Here is a 15,894-nt window from a genome sequence, read left to right as displayed (position 1 = left end):
ATGCTTGGGGCGGCACCTTTTTATTTTACTCTTCAAAATCGGTGTAATTTATACTTTAATCAAGTAATCTAGTTCTCACAAGTAGGCATACCTGGAACGGCTCCACTTGTAGGAGATAATCTCTTTTGTTTGCGTTGTTCTTGGAGAATATTTACTAATATTTTCTGAATTACTTTTGATTCAGGTGTTTCATTCAAATGAAATGCAAGATTGCATTCTTCTGTGGGGTCCCTTGTAATATTGTATAATTCATACTGATCGTCGACCGGCGATTGCTTGGTTGTAGTTATACAAATAGCAACTTCCTTCGTATCTGAAACTGAGTGGGGATCTTTCCGATCGGACACTTCATCATCTACACCTGGATTACTCCAAAATTGAGGGTTATCAAAATAACGAGTAAGCTTCCAAATTTCTTCTGTTTTTTCTTTCCCTGTAGGCAATTTCAAAATCACCGTTTCTAAATGATTTGGCTGAATAACTGATTCATATGGCTTTCCGGTTACAGTAAACTGGTTCAATCCTTTCGTTACTTCATCATCCGTCATAAAATATATAGGCTCGTTGGCTCGAGGGAATTTGTTATTCCCATCTAGTAATGCGGTGAGATCTCGTCCTACTAGAGGATGCACCTCGGTATGACTTTTTTTGAGTTTATTTTGAGCTTCGATCACATCTATATTTGCGAGACCTAAAAGAGTAGGAATGACATCTAAATGGCTTGTGATCATATCAGTTTCCATAGTAGTAGAAAGTTTTGGGCTATGAATAATTAGTGGGACATGCAGGGATTCTTCGTAAGCATTATGCCATTTTTGAAATAAACCACCGTGTGCTCCGACTAAGCTTCCATGATCTGCTGTAAAGATTATAATTGTATCCTCATAAAAAACAGATGATTGAAGAGCTTGAAATACTTTATACATCTCATCGTCTACCTTTTTTTGAAGAGAATAGTAAAGCTGTCGATACAGCAGTGAATCGAATGTTGGCTGAAGCGCTTGTTGATAGATATCGCGATAACTCAACTGAGCAGATGGTTTCGTGAGTAGGTTTTCATTTGCTGTAGGAGCAGGTGGAACGAAAGGAAGAGTAGGATTAATATCAAAATTAAAAGTAGGATTGAATCGAGTAAATAGACCAAGAAGGGTAATATCATGTGGATTTACAAAGGAGGATACAATTAGCCATGGCTGATCTTCAGTCGAATTTACTTTTTTTTCGAGCGAATGAATTAAATCCACGACTTCCTTTGCATATATTTCATCCCTGCCACTCACCCCGATACCAGCTGAAGACCCAGAGTTTCGTGGATTCGTTCCATGTGGTTCAGGACCAATCCAACCATCAAAACCATAATTATTCAACCTATTGGCATGTTCATAAAGCTGCTCTTGTGCATGGTTAGGTATACCAGTTTTAGTGTTATAGCTCGGTAGTGCGTTATGTGTACCAGGGATTAAAATATCCTCATCGGAAAGATGCCATTTTCCTTTCCAATAGGTTTGATATCCTGCAGTACGAAAGTATTCACCCAAAGTAGGTACTGTATTGTGATCTAACCAAAATACATCGGGGTCAAATGCACCTTTTGCAACCCCAGTAGTTTGTGTCACTCCGTGAAGTGATGGATACTGTCCAGTAAAAAGCGTTGCTCTACTTGGTGAACAAGCCGTACTTCCAATATAATGATTTAAAAATGTCATCCCATTATTCCGTAAAAGCTCTTGTGTTTTTAAGTTTTTTATTCGCCATTCTTTTAACGCCTCGGTTTCATAAATAGTCGGAAATCTCTCTTCATCTACAATCATAAAAAGAATATTTGGTCGCTTTTTATGGTAATGAGAACTTGAAAATAATTTATTTGAATTGCTCATTTTAAAACTCCTCCAATTAATATATATCCATTTAGCATATGAAAAAAGAAAGTACTGAAATGGATATTTTGTCTAGGGAGATTTCCAATTTAGGATGCTAATTACTGAGATGATTCTGAATTTTATTAGACGCTTGTACTTTTTTTATCCTAAAATGTGTACAATTACCTTATTTATTTGGAGAAGGAGATGGGCTTTTTGTTTAACTTCTTCGTGATACACCTACCTCCTTTGATCGAGAAGGAAAAATATAATGTACAAAGAGTTCACGTTTATAGCAAAACAGCCCATATTGCGTAAATGCTATTCGTGCTGTTTTGCTCATTTTTGTTGTTAATCGCGGAAAAGGTTCTAGTTTCTAAAATTTTTGCAAGTAAAAACGGTTTGCAATTTCATGTAATTATAGAGTGTACGGGCATGTCTTCCTTTTTGTGTATAATTATTTATTTTAGGCTTTAGTTCGCGGAGAAATTTATGATCACATTCACACCGATTATTTCCCCTTCTATAACATTCGTCATGTGCTTTACAAGCTGCATCCACGTCATTTATTGGCGCACCGGGCCCACTACAACCGGGTCCACACCAATTATACCCAGGCAACACGCAAAAACGACGGTTTCCATTTCTTCTACGTGTCAAATCAACAACCTCCTTAGAATTGTTTTGTTTCTTATAGTCTATTCGGAAACTTCGATTATGTATAAACTCCATTGTAAAACTTACTGAATTACCAAATGAACGGATTATTGAAATAAAGCAAGTACTTGGTTTGTAAATAAAATTTATAAGGCAAAAAGCTACAACGACAATTAGTCATTGTAGCTTTTATTTATTTCTTCTTTTTCGCATCCCTTAAAAAAGGCTATCATCTTATTTTTTCCAACATGTCTAGGAAAGCAGGAGGAATCGTTTGTTGTTGGCTTGAATTACTTATTAACTTAGTTAATTCATCTACTTCAGTTATTTTATTTTCACCTTTAATTACTTTAACTTCATTATGCAGTCGTTCCATTTTCTCATCTAGTGCAAATGCCGAATCGGCAGCTTCTTTTAATTCAATTAATAATTGTTCCGGCACAAACTGATCATATTTATAAAAGATTTTATGTTCAAGGCTTGCCCAAAAATCCATCGCAATAGTTCGTATTTGTACTTCGACTGTTACAATTTCCTTGGCATCGGACATAAACACAGGAGTTTCCAATAAAACATGTAAACTCTTATAGCCATTACTTTTTGGATTTTTAATATAATCTTTTACTTCTAATACTTTAATATCACTTTGTTTTTCCAACATGTCAAAAACCCGATAAATATCAGAAATAAATGAACAAGTAATCCGCATTCCTGCAATGTCTTTCACGTTTTCTCGTATGCTGTCTACTGAAATACTTTTACCTTTTCGATTAAGTTTTTTCAATATACTTTCTGGTGATTTCAATCTAGAATTTGTATGTTCAATTGGATTATATTCATGAATCATTAAAAATTCTTCTCGCAGAATTTCGATCTTTGTTTCAAGCTCACTTAATGCAAATTTATACAACAGCATCATTCGCGTCATTTTCTTTTTCATTTGCTGAAACTGTTCTACTTGTTCTGGATTCATCTATAAGCGCTCCTTCAATATGTGTACATGAGAAAATCATAGCAAATTTAAACATGCTAAACAAATATTTGCGTATTGCAAAATAATCCAATAGTGATTTGTCGGATGAAGAGAAGGAAGCTTTTAAGGCATCGACGGCGAAGTTTACACGTATGTATGCATTTCAAATTGCTAGTTTTATAGATGTCGCTATCTACTTCGAAAGCTTCTGCGTAGTAGTAATGAGAAGGATATATATGGCGGATGATGTTGCGTTACAGTGTTGCCGTAACCAAAAAGTATTCGAAGGCAGCGTTGAACTGGAGAAAATGGAAGTGAAGAATTAACACCTGTTTCATACGGTACAAGTGAGTAAAAGAAGATGAAAAAGTACGCCTTTCACCCATTTTAGAAAAAATTAAATGACCGCTTTGGACCGGGATTTTCCGAGACAGATTTTTTATCTTGAGAATAGGTAATAATGTTAGATTCTATTTATTTTCAATATATTGTATTATACTTTGAATTATATTGTGAAGTGTTCATATAAAGGAGAGATATATTTTGGAAAGTAAAAATCTTGAATTAGCAATTCAATTGCGTCATGAGTTGCACCAACATCCAGAACTGTCGAATTATGAAAAATGGACTAAACAATATTTAATCACTTTTTTGAAAAATCATACAAAACTAGAGGTAGTTGATAAAGGTAAATGGTTCTACGCTATTTATCGCGCAGGTGAAGACAAACAAAATATAGCGTTCCGTGCAGACTTTGATGCACTCCCTATGGCAGAAGTAATTAACATTCCACATGCCTCACAATTCCCTGGAGTTTCTCACAAATGTGGTCATGATGGTCACTCAGCGAGCCTTGCTGGGTTTGCTTTGGAAATCGATCAAAAAGGAGCAGACAAAAACATTTTTTTCCTCTTTCAACACGCGGAGGAAACAGGAGATGGAGCTATTCAATGTGCTACTTTTATAAAGGAAAATAATATAAATGAAATCTTTGCCTATCATAATTTGAGTGGCATGGCATTCAACACAGTTAACGTTATTGATGGAACGGCTCAATGTGCCTCAAAGGGAATGACAATCCACATGGAAGGTTCACCTGCACATGCTAGTCAACCTGAGAATGGTGTAAATCCCTCCTTTGCTATTGCCAAAATCATCGAAGCAATCCCGGGTTTTGTTTCTCCTGAGGAAAACGAAGGTATTATTCTGTGTACAGTAATTCAAGTAAATATAGGTGAAAGAGCATTTGGCATGTCTGCAAGCAAAGGAGAATTACTACTAACAATCCGAGCATTATACGAAGAGGAATTAAATAGGCTTCAGAAAAATCTAGAAGATCTTGCCATAGCTCAAGCTGAAAAGTTTGGTATAAAAGTAAGCTTTTCATATAATGATGAATTTCCGGAAACTGTAAATCACAAAGAAAGCTCTGATAAAATACGAAGAGTATGTGATGCAAAGGGACTACAATTAGTCGAATTAAGCGAAGCATTTCGTCCATCGGAGGATTTTGGTCATTACTTGAAGTTAACAAAGGGAGCAATGTGCTACATTGGAAATGGTGAGGATTATCCACATGTCCATACACACCAGTACGACTTTCGAGACGATATCATCGAAACTGCCGTAGAACTGTTCAAAGGTCTTGCAAAACTGTAAAAGCTTAGTTCTAGATACCACAAACAGAGGAGTAAAATTATGACAGAATATTTATCGTTAAAAGACCATGTTTATAATTATATCGTTGAGCAGATTAATAACAGGAAATTGATCTCTAATAGCAAGGTGAACGAAAATGCGATTTGTGAAAGTTTGAAAGTTAGTAGGACTCCGGTTAGAGAGGCATTAATACAACTTTCTTCAGAAGGTCTATTAGAGAATGTTCCCCGAAAAGGATTCGTGATAAAAGAACTTTCAAAGGAGGAAGCAAAAGAAACTTATTTTATTATTGGTGCACTGGATGGCTTGGCTGCTTCACTGGCACTACCGTTTCTAACTGGGAAAGATTTAAAAGAAATGGAATTCTATATTCAGAGTATCGATTTAGCAATTAATACAGGAAATTTTCAAATGTATCATAAGATGCAAGAACTTTTTCATGGTGTTTATTTATCAATCTGTCCGAACAAAAGTCTCGTAAATCTTCTCTTAAAATCTCAAAAAAAATTTTTAAAAACCTATGATTATGCGGGTCAACAGGAAGAAATGAAGATAAAACTCTTAGAAACAAATAATGAACATAAAAAAATGCTAGAACTTTTTAAAATAGGAGATTCGGCAGGATTAGAAAGTTTTATAAAGGATGTTCATTGGAATATAGATAAAGTAGAGTTAATACCACTGTAGTCATAAATATATAAATAGAGAAAATAAACTATGATTCTGTTTCAATTGAGACAGAATTTTTTTTATTGTAAAAATTTAAAACATAAAATATAATATATAATATACAAAAATGAATGAAAATTTTTAAGGAGATGGCGGAAAGTGGAAAATAAAAATTTTGAATTAGCGAAAAAATTACGACATGAATTGCATCAACATCCTGAACTCTCTAACGAAGAGATATGGACAAAAAAACATTTGATAGATTTTTTGAAAACGCATACAAGCCTTGAAATTGTAGATAAAGGGAATTGGTTCTATGCGATTTATCGGGCAGGCATAGATAAACCAAGCATTGCATTCCGTGCAGATTTTGATGCACTTCCAATGGATGAAGTTATCGATCTTCCATGGGCTTCTCAATTTCCAGGAAAAGCACATAAATGTGGTCATGATGGCCACGCAGCAACACTAGCTGGATTTGCACTTGAAATTAATCAAAAGGGCGCAGACAAAAATATATTTTTCCTCTTCCAACCTGCTGAAGAAACTGGTGATGGCGCAATTCAATGTGTTGATCTTATTAAGGAACATAATATTGATGAAATTTTCGCTTACCATAATATGAGTGGTTTTCCTTATAAATCTGTAGGAATTATCGATGGTACAAGTTTTTGTGCATCTAAAGGGATGACTATACATTTGGAAGGTTCTCCTGCCCATGCAAGTCAACCAGAAACAGGGAATAATCCATCTTTGGCGATTGCTAATATTATTCAAAAGGTTTCTGAATTCACATCTCCAGAAATAAATAAAGGTCTTATTCTGTGCACAGTTGTACAAATCGATGTTGGTGAAAGAGCTTTTGGTATTGCTGCATCAGAAGGAGATCTTCGTATGACCATTCGTGCCCTTTACGAAGATGAGTTAGATCGGCTTCAAGAAAACCTTGAAAATTTTGCTAAAGCTCAAGGAGAGGAACACGGATTAAAAGTAAGTTTCTATTATAACGATGAATTCCCGGAAACTGTAAACCACAAAGAAAGCGCTGAAAAGATTCGGTTAGTTGCAAAATCAAAAGGCATTGAATTAGTTGAACAAAATGAGGCTTTTCGAGGTTCTGAAGACTTTGGTCACTATACAAAGTTAACAAAGGGGGCGTATTGCTTAATTGGAAACGGAGAAGATTACCCACATGTTCATACAAATGAATTTGATTTCCGTGACGAACTCATTGAAACAGGGGTTGAACTTTTCAAGGGATTAGCTGAATTGTAATATTGCACAATATTTAGGGTGGGAGATTGGGAGGATTTATCATGTCAACTAAGGAAAAAAGAAAAGGGTTTAATTTTCCTCATGTATATATAATGTTCATCCTTGTAATGCTATTAGTAGTGGCACTATCGTGGGTTGTGCCGAGTGGACAGTACGAAAGAGTACAAAATCCAAATACAGGGATAACAGAACTGAACACAGAAAAATTTGAGTATGTGGATCAGGCAAACTCAATAGGATTTATGGATTTCTTTACAGCTTTACATAACGGGGTTGTTCAATCGGCAGACATCATTGTGATGCTACTTTTTGCAAGCGGAGCTCTTTATATTCTTGAAAAATCAGGAGCAATTGCAGCAGGTATACATACGTTATTGAGGGTTGCTGAAGGAAAAGAAAAGTTAGTAATTATTGCATTAATAACGCTGTTTTCCATTATGGGAACAATTGGTTTCGGAGAAGGGGGTATTCCTTTTATCCCATTAGCAATGGCTGTAGTAATGGGTATGGGATATGACCGAATCACGGGTTTTGCAACTTCGACTATTGGTTTAGCGATAGGTTTTTCAGCAGGTGCGGTAAACTTCTATACTACAGGAGTTAGTCAAACAATTGTAGGGTTACCGATTTATTCTGGTGTTGTATTTCGTCTCATATCTTTAGCAATCTTTCTAGTAATCTCTATTTTATATATTCTTCGTTATGCTAAGAAAACAAAAGCAGATCCAAGTAAGAGTATTGTAGCTACAGAATATATAAAACAGTTAAAAGAAGCGAATAAAGCAGAGTATGAGGAAGAAGAGTTTACGCTATCACGAAAAATTGCATTATTAGGTTTAGTTGTCGTTTTAGTAGGTGGTGCATTTGGTGCTATTGAACTCGGTTGGGGAATGCCAGAATTATCTGCTATCTATGCAGTCTATGCAGTATTCTTAGTAGTTGTTTTAAGGATCAATCCGAGTGAAGCAGCGGTTATATTTGGAACTGGTGCAGCAAGACTTCTGCCAACAGGACTAGCTATCGGTTTTGCTCGATCAGTCATGATTTTGATGGACCAAGCTCAAATAATTGATACAGCAGTCCATTCATTATCTGGAGTGTTGAATAACACTGGCACTGTTGTCACTTTACTAGTTCTCTTCCTCGTTGTTATTTTCTTCAATTTCTTTGTAGTTTCCGGCAGTGGAAAAGCAATGATCTTAATGCCTATTATGGGACCTTTAGGAAAAATACTTGGAATTAATCAGCAAGTAATGGTGGTAGTTTACCAATTTGGTGATGGTTTTACGAACTATTTGTGGCCGACTTCTGGCGGTTTAATGGCTGCACTTGGAATGTCTAATGTGAACTATGCAGATTGGATTAAATTCTCATTGAAATTATTTATGTTACTACATTTTGCAGCATTTATCTTGATTTTAGTTGCTCATTATATTGGATTAGGACCGTTCTAAAAGACGTTTTACAAACCTAGATGATTTTATCAGAATTGTCGTATGTCTATTAATATATTTAACATAAAGATTATTAGAGGAGATGTCTATATGAATAGTATTCTACAAGCTTCAAAAAAGAATGAAGAACAGCTTATTAAAGATCGCCGTTATTTACATCAGTATCCAGAAATTGGTTTCGAGCTTCCAAACACACAAAAATATATTCAACAACGTCTTGATGAAATGGGAATTGAGCATAAACCGTGTGGAGTTATACCAGCAGAAATTAAAGAAAAGTATGCTAAAGCGGGATTTGGGAAACAGGACAATTGTACAGGAGTTGTGGCTATCATTGGTCAGGGGGAACCTTGTATTCTTCTACGTGCGGATATGGATGCATTACCAATTGAAGAGGAAGTTGAATCAGAATTCAAATCAAAAAATCCTGGTTTAATGCATGCTTGTGGTCATGACTCGCATGCTGCTATGCTATTAGGTGCTGCTCAAATATTGAAGGATAATGAGGCAGAGCTAAAAGGTACAGTTAAATTAATGTTCCAACCTGGTGAAGAGTGGGGTTATGGTTCAAAGTTAATGATTGATGATGGTTTACTTGAGAATCCTAAAGTGGACACTGCTTTTGGTATTCATATAATGCCAGATCAACAAGCTGGAACTTTATCCGTCCATAAAGGTACTTTTTCACAAGCAATGGATACGTATATTGTTGAAATTCAAGGAAGTGGTGGGCATAGTTCGCAACCACATAAAACAATTGATGCCAACATGATTATGAACCAGCTTTACACAAGTTTGAATCTATTATTTACTCGTGAAGCACCACCAAATGCAAGTGTGACATTTTCGGTAGGTGCAATGAACGGTGGTATAGTTACAAATATAATTCCCGATAAGGCAGTTTTACAAGGAAATATGCGTAGTTATGATCAGGAAGCACGAGATCATTTATGTAAACGAATTCCTGAAATGATTGACCATGTAGTAAAAGGATGGCGCGGAGAGTACAATACAATTGAATTCCATACACCAACGACATTTAATGACCCTGAATTCGTTGAAGAAATAATGCCTTCCCTAGAAGAAGTCATTGGGAAAGATAATATTGTAGATGAGGGTGTAATGAGTGGTTCTGAAGATTTTTCCTATATCTCTCAAGAAGTACCTTCTGCATTTGTTGTTTTAGGTACAGGCAAAGTGGGAGAAGCACCAGTTCACAATCCTCGTATGCATCAAAATGAGGATATCTTTAAGTACGGTGCAGCTTTACATGCTAACGTCGCAATGGAATGGTTAAAACAACACCAAAAATAACAGGTATACTTGAGTTTTACCCCGCTGTTGAGTGATAGAGTAGTTAGCCTATATAAGCAGGAACAGAAAATATGGAAGCACCAGTTCAAAAGTATTTTTGCGTTTTAGAATCATCAGAAAAGAAATACAGTATTGTTGGTACTGGTATCCACACAATTTGAAAACTATTCAGTACTATTTTAGAAACTGGTGCCCTACATCAAGTATTCATTTGGTTATTCTAAGAATCCATTTTTTAAAGTCCACTAGTCTATTGTATTCTGGTTTTTCATTAGTCCCAGCGATTATCAATGGGACAACAGAATCGAATTTGTGTAAAGAACCATGTGCTCCTCCTCCTGCATGATCATGACTATGTTTTGCGATGAATTCATATTGTGGCTTTGCATCTACAATAATGAATCTACCTTCATGTGAATGTAAGGCACCGTAAAGCCTGGCGAGGGCATCCGGATAGTCGCCATATTCGATATGCTCCTCGCTATCAATCGATAAATTTAAAATGGAATGATCTCCATCTAACTTCCACGATTGATTGTATATATCCTTGTACGGACCTTTCGGAGAAAATGCAAACTCCTTATTGGATTGCGGAGAAATGACGTAGTTTGTTTCTCCCTCTTTCCATGCAACAAAACCAATGCGCTCCTCCACTTTTAATCTCTTTACTACCTCTGAAAACTCAATGCTTTCTTCATTTAAGTTAATGTACGCCATTCGCTCGTTAATCGCAATCGCAATTTCGCCATTCGTGTTTTCACGTTCCCAAAAGGTATAGTCCTTCAACAAATCATTTAAATCGATAAGAGAAGCATTTTTATCCTGCATAACCGTAGATTGAGAACTATCTCCATGAACTATCCAAATTGCCTGTTCAATCGCTTCCTCCCAATTTGAATAAGAATTTAATAGCTCTTGAAGAGACTGATCTGCTTTTTCAATCGCTTTTATATCATCTGGTCCGTTTGTATGTAAATCCTTATCTGCATCTGGTAGATAAGCGAGTGTAAATGCAGGCAACTTATTTTGTTCGATCAAGAATTTCAACTCGTTAACCGTAAATTGGTTGTTTACACCCATTCTTTGCCATGCCAACTTGTGGTGATTATTTTCAGGATTATATTGAGATAATGTACCCAAAGAAAGTAAGAAGGGTCCATTGATATCTATATCATTCGGTAGAAGTCCCATTGCAGATATAAGCTTAGGAATATTTAATGGGTGGTGGAAACTTCCACGATATAAAATACCATTAATAGAGGCAGATTGAATATTATTGGTTGAAAGCTCTTCATGAATGGTCTGAACATTTTTGCTCAAATGTTCTTCGTTTAGATGAAAAATACTATCAAGAGCAACATTTTTCACTCCAAGATTCCAAATTTCACTCAGACCGCTCCCATAACTAATAACACGATTTTCATCTTCCTTAAACCAAATAAGACCTGGAATCTTATGCTGATCTGCATAAGTACCAGTCAATACAGTGCTATCGATCGTCACGGACATTGTAGGATATGAGCTAATTACTTCAGGGTGGAATTGTCCGTTGTTTATTAAAAATGAAAAGGCAGGGGCCTTTCCTTCTTGAATGGCTTTTTGGAGCGGCTGACTCATAATAGAATCGACAGTGATGAGTATGACTGGTTTTTTCGTTTCATTGACAACAGTTTCGTTAATTTTTTTCGTAGGTGACATTGAAAAGGCCATTACTAGAACAACCATTAGAAAAATGAATACGATAACGGATACAAGTATTTTACGCTTCATGCTTTCACCCTTTTTCCATAATGAACATTAGTATGGTTTAAAATATACAAATGGATACGTCCTATCAATTGGAATTACAATTTCGGCTTTGAGATAATAAATTCGTAAACTTAACTAAAAGTTAAAAAGATCATGAAGGGAATGCAATTGTATATATTAAAGCTAGGTTCCTTTTGTCTAGAATAATATTGCTATTTAAATAGACTGAATATAAGATTAGTTTAAGAATGAGAGAATAAACGAAGGAGAAAGGGGCATCTAGGCTAATGCGACATAGTACATCTATGTTGGAAGATTATCAAAAAACGAATTTGCATCTAAATGAAGAAGATTTCTATGATAATTAGACACGGCTCCCAAACCTTAAATACGTGACCAAGTACTTTAAAGATGTGCTAGATGAGAGAAGAGAAGATATACAAGTTGCACTTTGTATGATCGAAATTGATCATTTTAAAAACTATAATGATTTTCACGGTCATATAGAAGGGGATCATTGCCTAAAGCAAGTTGCTGATTGTATGAAAGTAGTTTTGGGTGATCATGAAGGGATTTTAGGCAGTTTGGGTGGAGATGAGTTTGTTTGTTTTTTAACGGATATTAATCCAGAAGAATTTGCTCAATTTACAGAGACCTTGAAAGAGTCTATCGAACACTTAAGCTTATTATTTTGTTGGGAGCAGCATTCCTTTCAAGTAACTATCAGTGTTGGCGGCGTTCATGGTTTTTTGAGCCAGTTTAAGGATAAGGCTGAAATGTTATCTATGGCAGGAGAGGAGCTATTTAAAGCAAAATCGACTGGACGTAATAATGTGAAAATTAAGTTCAAATGATGAAAGCTACTAGATGATGAATCAAGTAGCTTTTTTATCCCAACTTTTATGTAGAGGAAATCCAAAGGCTTCACCCGAATATTAATAGACTCAAAGTGGGAGGGAAAAGATTGGAATCTGCCTTTGAAATGTTTTCAGCAGTACATATAAGTTCAATAATTACTTTATGTTTACTAATCCTTCTGTTATTTTTCAGTAGAAAAAGATTGTCTATTCAACACCAGAAAGTCCATCTCATTGAACGTTTTTTTGGTCTTACATTATTTATAATAGACGGCTGTTATTATATATGGCTTGTTCAAACAGGAAGATGGGATTGGGGCAACTCATTACCATTTGAACTATGTAGTATTAGTTTGATCGTAACGATTGTTTTATTGTGGACTGGGAACAAGAAACTCTATCCATTTGTTTTTTACGCTGGAATTGGGGGAGCTATTCAAGCAGTTGCCACACCGGTTTTGGATATTAACTTTCCACATTTTAGGTTCTTCCATTTCTTCTACACGCATTTTGGAATCATCTTAACTGCTCTTTATTTTACGTGGGTTAAAGGTTACAGGCCAACCTTTAAAGGGGTTATCCAGACGATGATAACGTTAAACATATTGCTACCCTTCCTTGTTGCTATAAATTTTTTAGTTGAAGGCAATTATATGTTTTTACGGGAAAAACCGAGAGGTGGAAGCTTATTGGATTTATTAGGTCCTTATCCATGGTATATTTTATCACTAGAATTTGTTGCTTTTATTGTATTTATTTGTTTATGGTTTTTCTTTAAAGAGAATAAGGAGGTTAATAATGACATTATATAATCCAACAACCTTCTTAGGTTGGTTATCACCGCATTCCATCGAATGGTATCAACAACTTTCTGAGTTACAGCGTATTTATACATATACTTGGAACTCTACACATACTAAGCCTAATGGAGAATCTATGTTTGATGAAGAAGTAAGGAAGATGGTTAAAGACAGAAAAGTTTTGGACGTTGGTTGTGGACATGGAGAATTCACCCTTCAGTGTAGTTCAATTGCAAAAGAGATAGTAGGGTTTGATGTAACCGAAAATTTCCTAGAAGTTGCAAAGGTAAATGAAAAGTCGAATCTTTCATTCATTGTTGGAAATACAAAACAGGGATTACCTTTTGAAAAAGACGAGTTTGAATGCGCATACATTCGAAAGGGACCTACTTCTGCATATCCAGCCCTTTCAAAAGTAGTAATGAAGGGAGGAACAATTCTCGGGCTTCATCCCGGTGATGGATCCGCAAAAGAGCTTCCTTTAATTTTTCCAAATCTATTTGATCACTCTTTTGGAACACCAATATTAAATAAAATATATCAACAACTGGAGATTAGTAGCTTCACTTCCGCTGAACTCGAACATGTAACAAGTACAGAATATCTGCATTCCCCTATAGATGTATTAAAAATACGCTGCTTTGGTCAAACAGCATCGGTTTTTGAAAGGCTAAAGAAAGAAAATTTCTCGGAAATTACGAAAATATTTGAAAAAAATAGTACAAAGCAAGGACTACCTATAACCTTTTCACGCTATATAGTTCGTTTAACTATTTAAATGGAAGGAGTGTTTTATTTATTTCTGGTAGGGAACAGAAAATAGAAGACACTTATGTAGGAGGAATAAAAATGAGTAAAACTATTTTTATCACAGGTGCAGGTAGTGGACTTGGAAGAGGTGCTGCAATTGGTCTTGCAAAGAAGGGTCATCGGTTAATTGCTACAACAGAAAATACTGCTCAAAAAACCGACCTGTTGCGAGAAGCCAACGAGTTAGGTTTAAATATGGAAATATTCAAGATGGATATTACAAATGAACGTGACCGTGATCAAATGGAAGATTATGAATTTGATATTTTTGTTGCAAATGCAGCTATCAATGAAGGTGGCCCACTAGGAGAGGTACCGATGGATCGATTTCGTGCATTGTTTGAGGTAAACGTTTTCGCTACTTTAGAAACTGTACAGATTGCTGCTAAGAAATTCGTGAGTCAGGGAAGTGGAAAGATAGTCTTTATGAGTTCTATTGCAGGTGTATCAGCGACACCATATGTAGGTCCATATACTGCTACGAAGCATGCAATCGAAGGGATAGCCAAGACATTGGAAAAAGAGTTAAAAGAGTTTGGAGTACAAGTGGCGACTATAAACCCTGGACCATATAATACAGGATTCAACGATAGAAGTGCCGAGGAAAAATACAAATGGTATGATGAAGAGAGCAATTTCACGAACAAGGAAGATATGAAAAAACAGGAAGAGCAGTTAAAAAACCAATTTGATCCCAAGGATATGATTGAAAAAATGATAGAAATCATACCTGCAGACCATCATAAGTTTCGCACTATGCATCCAAAGGAAACTGAACAAAAAGCGAAGCAAGCTCAGCAGGAACGTTGGCAAATGGAAATTTAATATCTTTCATATAGAGGTAGAGTTACCAATATATCGGTGCTCTACTTTTTTATGCAAATCTTATGGTTCGGAGTAAATTGCTACAGGACCTGGTAAATTATTAAAAGGAATGAAACTTTTTATTTTGCAGATGGGTCTAATTCATAAAGGAGAGGTATTACAGTATGAAATTATTTAAAAAAACCGGTAGGAGCATGGCTGTTCTAGTTATGTTAAGTGTCATTTTGTTAGGGGCCTGTTCCGAAGAAACAACACCAAAAGAAACAACATCAACAGGTGAACAATTAGCAAAAATTATTAATTATGAGCTATCTACAAGAACTCTCACTTTGGATGAGGTTGAATGGATCGAGGAATCGGACACGGATAGGATTAAGGAATTAGGGTTAGATGTGGAGAAAGATCTACCTACTGGATTTGTTATTTATAACGAAACAAATGAAGAATCAAGCATTAAATTAGCCGAGGATGCAGAGTTCTTACTTGTAAATCAAGAGAATCCTTCGGAGCCTAGAGCGGTTGATGAAAAGGAGTTTATCTCATACTTATTAGCTGTCAAAGGACCTTATTATGTAACGGTTAAAGATGAGGTAGTAGTTAAAATCGAAGAAAAATATGTGCCATGATAAAGAAAAGCACTCGGTTACTGTTTGTGAACAGTAACCGAGTGCTTTTTTTCTTGTAGGTATAAAATCGTTCATCCGTTATGGGCTATCCAGGCATTCCAAATCACACAAAACACCCATCGTGTTCAAAATCACAGGTACAAGTGATTTAGAACACTTTTTAGTTTGCCTTTTGTTACTAGAATAGGAGTAAGAGGAAATTCAAGGAGGGCGAAAAAGATGGGGATCAATAAAGAAGTAAAAGTAAAAAAACACGGGGAATCTTATAGTGGAGCATTATTTGCCTCTCTCGTTTTTGTAGGGGTGCCGATTACTTTATGCATTGTTCTACTACTAGTTTTATATATGGATCGAGTTTGATAGGAGG

15 protein-coding genes and 1 pseudogene are annotated in these 15,894 nt (G+C 35.7%); 12 read left to right on the top strand and 4 right to left on the bottom strand.

Annotation, left to right across the window (positions count from 1 at the left end):
• Positions 1-68: 68 nt before the first annotated feature.
• From KD050_RS06620 to KD050_RS06610, 3 genes are all read right to left on the bottom strand, one after another.
• Positions 69-1,877 carry a sulfatase-like hydrolase/transferase gene (locus KD050_RS06620; protein ID WP_211895411.1) on the bottom strand — a complete coding sequence of 603 codons (1,809 nt, stop codon included), beginning with the start codon at positions 1,875-1,877 and terminating at the stop codon, positions 69-71.
• A gap of 351 nt (positions 1,878-2,228) precedes the next feature.
• Entirely contained in the window at positions 2,229-2,591 is a 363-nt protein-coding gene (locus KD050_RS06615; protein ID WP_211895410.1) for a phospholipase A2 family protein, read from the bottom strand.
• 154 nt (positions 2,592-2,745) lie between these two features.
• Entirely contained in the window at positions 2,746-3,489 is a 744-nt protein-coding gene (locus KD050_RS06610) for a GTP pyrophosphokinase (RefSeq protein WP_211895409.1), read from the bottom strand.
• A 152-nt stretch (positions 3,490-3,641) separates the two neighbouring features.
• Between KD050_RS06610 and KD050_RS06605 the strand changes: the two genes are divergently transcribed.
• The 6 genes from KD050_RS06605 to KD050_RS06580 all read left to right on the top strand — a co-directional run bounded on the left by KD050_RS06605 (position 3,642) and on the right by KD050_RS06580 (position 9,860).
• Positions 3,642-3,815, top strand: coding sequence for a hypothetical protein (locus KD050_RS06605; RefSeq protein ID WP_211895408.1), 174 nt, complete (start codon positions 3,642-3,644; stop codon positions 3,813-3,815).
• Positions 3,816-4,032: 217 nt separating this feature from the next.
• Positions 4,033-5,148 (top strand): M20 metallopeptidase family protein, encoded by a 1,116-nt coding sequence (locus KD050_RS06600; protein WP_211895406.1) that lies wholly within the window; start codon positions 4,033-4,035, stop codon positions 5,146-5,148.
• 39 nt (positions 5,149-5,187) lie between these two features.
• Positions 5,188-5,835: a GntR family transcriptional regulator gene (locus KD050_RS06595; RefSeq protein ID WP_211895405.1), complete on the top strand. Its 648-nt coding sequence runs from the start codon at positions 5,188-5,190 to the stop codon at positions 5,833-5,835.
• Positions 5,836-5,976: 141 nt separating this feature from the next.
• Entirely contained in the window at positions 5,977-7,092 is a 1,116-nt protein-coding gene (locus KD050_RS06590) for a M20 metallopeptidase family protein (RefSeq protein ID WP_211895404.1), read from the top strand.
• Positions 7,093-7,133: 41 nt separating this feature from the next.
• Positions 7,134-8,546, top strand: coding sequence for a YfcC family protein (locus KD050_RS06585; protein WP_211895403.1), 1,413 nt, complete (start codon positions 7,134-7,136; stop codon positions 8,544-8,546).
• Positions 8,547-8,636: 90 nt separating this feature from the next.
• Complete coding sequence (locus KD050_RS06580) at positions 8,637-9,860, top strand: M20 metallopeptidase family protein (protein ID WP_211895402.1); 1,224 nt, start codon at positions 8,637-8,639, stop codon at positions 9,858-9,860.
• Between the two features lie 207 nt (positions 9,861-10,067).
• Here the strand turns inward: KD050_RS06580 and KD050_RS06575 are convergent, their stop codons facing one another.
• A complete protein-coding gene (locus KD050_RS06575) occupies positions 10,068-11,630 on the bottom strand; it encodes an alkaline phosphatase family protein (RefSeq protein WP_211895401.1) in 1,563 nt (520 codons plus the stop codon).
• 359 nt (positions 11,631-11,989) lie between these two features.
• Here KD050_RS06575 and KD050_RS06570 point away from each other — a divergent pair.
• From KD050_RS06570 to KD050_RS06545, 6 genes and pseudogenes are all read left to right on the top strand, one after another.
• Positions 11,990-12,463 (top strand): annotated as a pseudogene (locus KD050_RS06570) (GGDEF domain-containing protein); the annotation flags it as partial.
• Between the two features lie 110 nt (positions 12,464-12,573).
• A complete protein-coding gene (locus tag KD050_RS06565) occupies positions 12,574-13,278 on the top strand; it encodes a YwaF family protein (protein ID WP_235753927.1) in 705 nt (234 codons plus the stop codon).
• The gene (locus KD050_RS06560; protein ID WP_211895399.1) at positions 13,265-14,044 is read left to right on the top strand and encodes a methyltransferase domain-containing protein; all 780 of its coding nucleotides are present in this window, start codon (positions 13,265-13,267) and stop codon (positions 14,042-14,044) included. The genes KD050_RS06565 and KD050_RS06560 overlap by 14 nt, the downstream gene beginning before the upstream one ends.
• A 71-nt stretch (positions 14,045-14,115) precedes the next feature.
• The gene (locus tag KD050_RS06555) at positions 14,116-14,901 is read left to right on the top strand and encodes an SDR family oxidoreductase (protein ID WP_211895398.1); all 786 of its coding nucleotides are present in this window, start codon (positions 14,116-14,118) and stop codon (positions 14,899-14,901) included.
• A gap of 164 nt (positions 14,902-15,065) precedes the next feature.
• The gene (locus KD050_RS06550; protein ID WP_211895397.1) at positions 15,066-15,527 is read left to right on the top strand and encodes a hypothetical protein; all 462 of its coding nucleotides are present in this window, start codon (positions 15,066-15,068) and stop codon (positions 15,525-15,527) included.
• 219 nt (positions 15,528-15,746) lie between these two features.
• Positions 15,747-15,887: a hypothetical protein gene (locus KD050_RS06545; RefSeq protein WP_211895396.1), complete on the top strand. Its 141-nt coding sequence runs from the start codon at positions 15,747-15,749 to the stop codon at positions 15,885-15,887.
• The last annotated feature ends 7 nt before the right edge of the window (positions 15,888-15,894 follow it).

Origin of the sequence: Psychrobacillus sp. INOP01, assembly GCF_018140925.1 — a bacterium.
GTDB lineage: Bacteria > Bacillota > Bacilli > Bacillales_A > Planococcaceae > Psychrobacillus.
The sequence above is the reverse complement of the archived record's forward strand: the minus strand, read 5'-3'. Positions and strand labels throughout refer to the sequence as shown.

Excerpts from the sequence above, each read along its gene's own strand:
- KD050_RS06545 (WP_211895396.1), top strand. The coding sequence starts at position 15,747 with ATGGGGATCAATAAAGAAGTAAAAGTAAAAAAACACGGGGAATCTTAT.
- KD050_RS06585 (WP_211895403.1), top strand. The coding sequence starts at position 7,134 with ATGTCAACTAAGGAAAAAAGAAAAGGGTTTAATTTTCCTCATGTATAT.
- KD050_RS06555 (WP_211895398.1), top strand. The coding sequence starts at position 14,116 with ATGAGTAAAACTATTTTTATCACAGGTGCAGGTAGTGGACTTGGAAGA.
- KD050_RS06615 (WP_211895410.1), bottom strand. The coding sequence starts at position 2,591 with ATGGAGTTTATACATAATCGAAGTTTCCGAATAGACTATAAGAAACAA.
- KD050_RS06580 (WP_211895402.1), top strand. The coding sequence starts at position 8,637 with ATGAATAGTATTCTACAAGCTTCAAAAAAGAATGAAGAACAGCTTATT.
- KD050_RS06610 (WP_211895409.1), bottom strand. The coding sequence starts at position 3,489 with ATGAATCCAGAACAAGTAGAACAGTTTCAGCAAATGAAAAAGAAAATG.
- KD050_RS06595 (WP_211895405.1), top strand. The coding sequence starts at position 5,188 with ATGACAGAATATTTATCGTTAAAAGACCATGTTTATAATTATATCGTT.
- KD050_RS06575 (WP_211895401.1), bottom strand. The coding sequence starts at position 11,630 with ATGAAGCGTAAAATACTTGTATCCGTTATCGTATTCATTTTTCTAATG.
- KD050_RS06550 (WP_211895397.1), top strand. The coding sequence starts at position 15,066 with ATGAAATTATTTAAAAAAACCGGTAGGAGCATGGCTGTTCTAGTTATG.
- KD050_RS06560 (WP_211895399.1), top strand. The coding sequence starts at position 13,265 with ATGACATTATATAATCCAACAACCTTCTTAGGTTGGTTATCACCGCAT.
- KD050_RS06620 (WP_211895411.1), bottom strand. The coding sequence starts at position 1,877 with ATGAGCAATTCAAATAAATTATTTTCAAGTTCTCATTACCATAAAAAG.
- KD050_RS06605 (WP_211895408.1), top strand. The coding sequence starts at position 3,642 with ATGTATGCATTTCAAATTGCTAGTTTTATAGATGTCGCTATCTACTTC.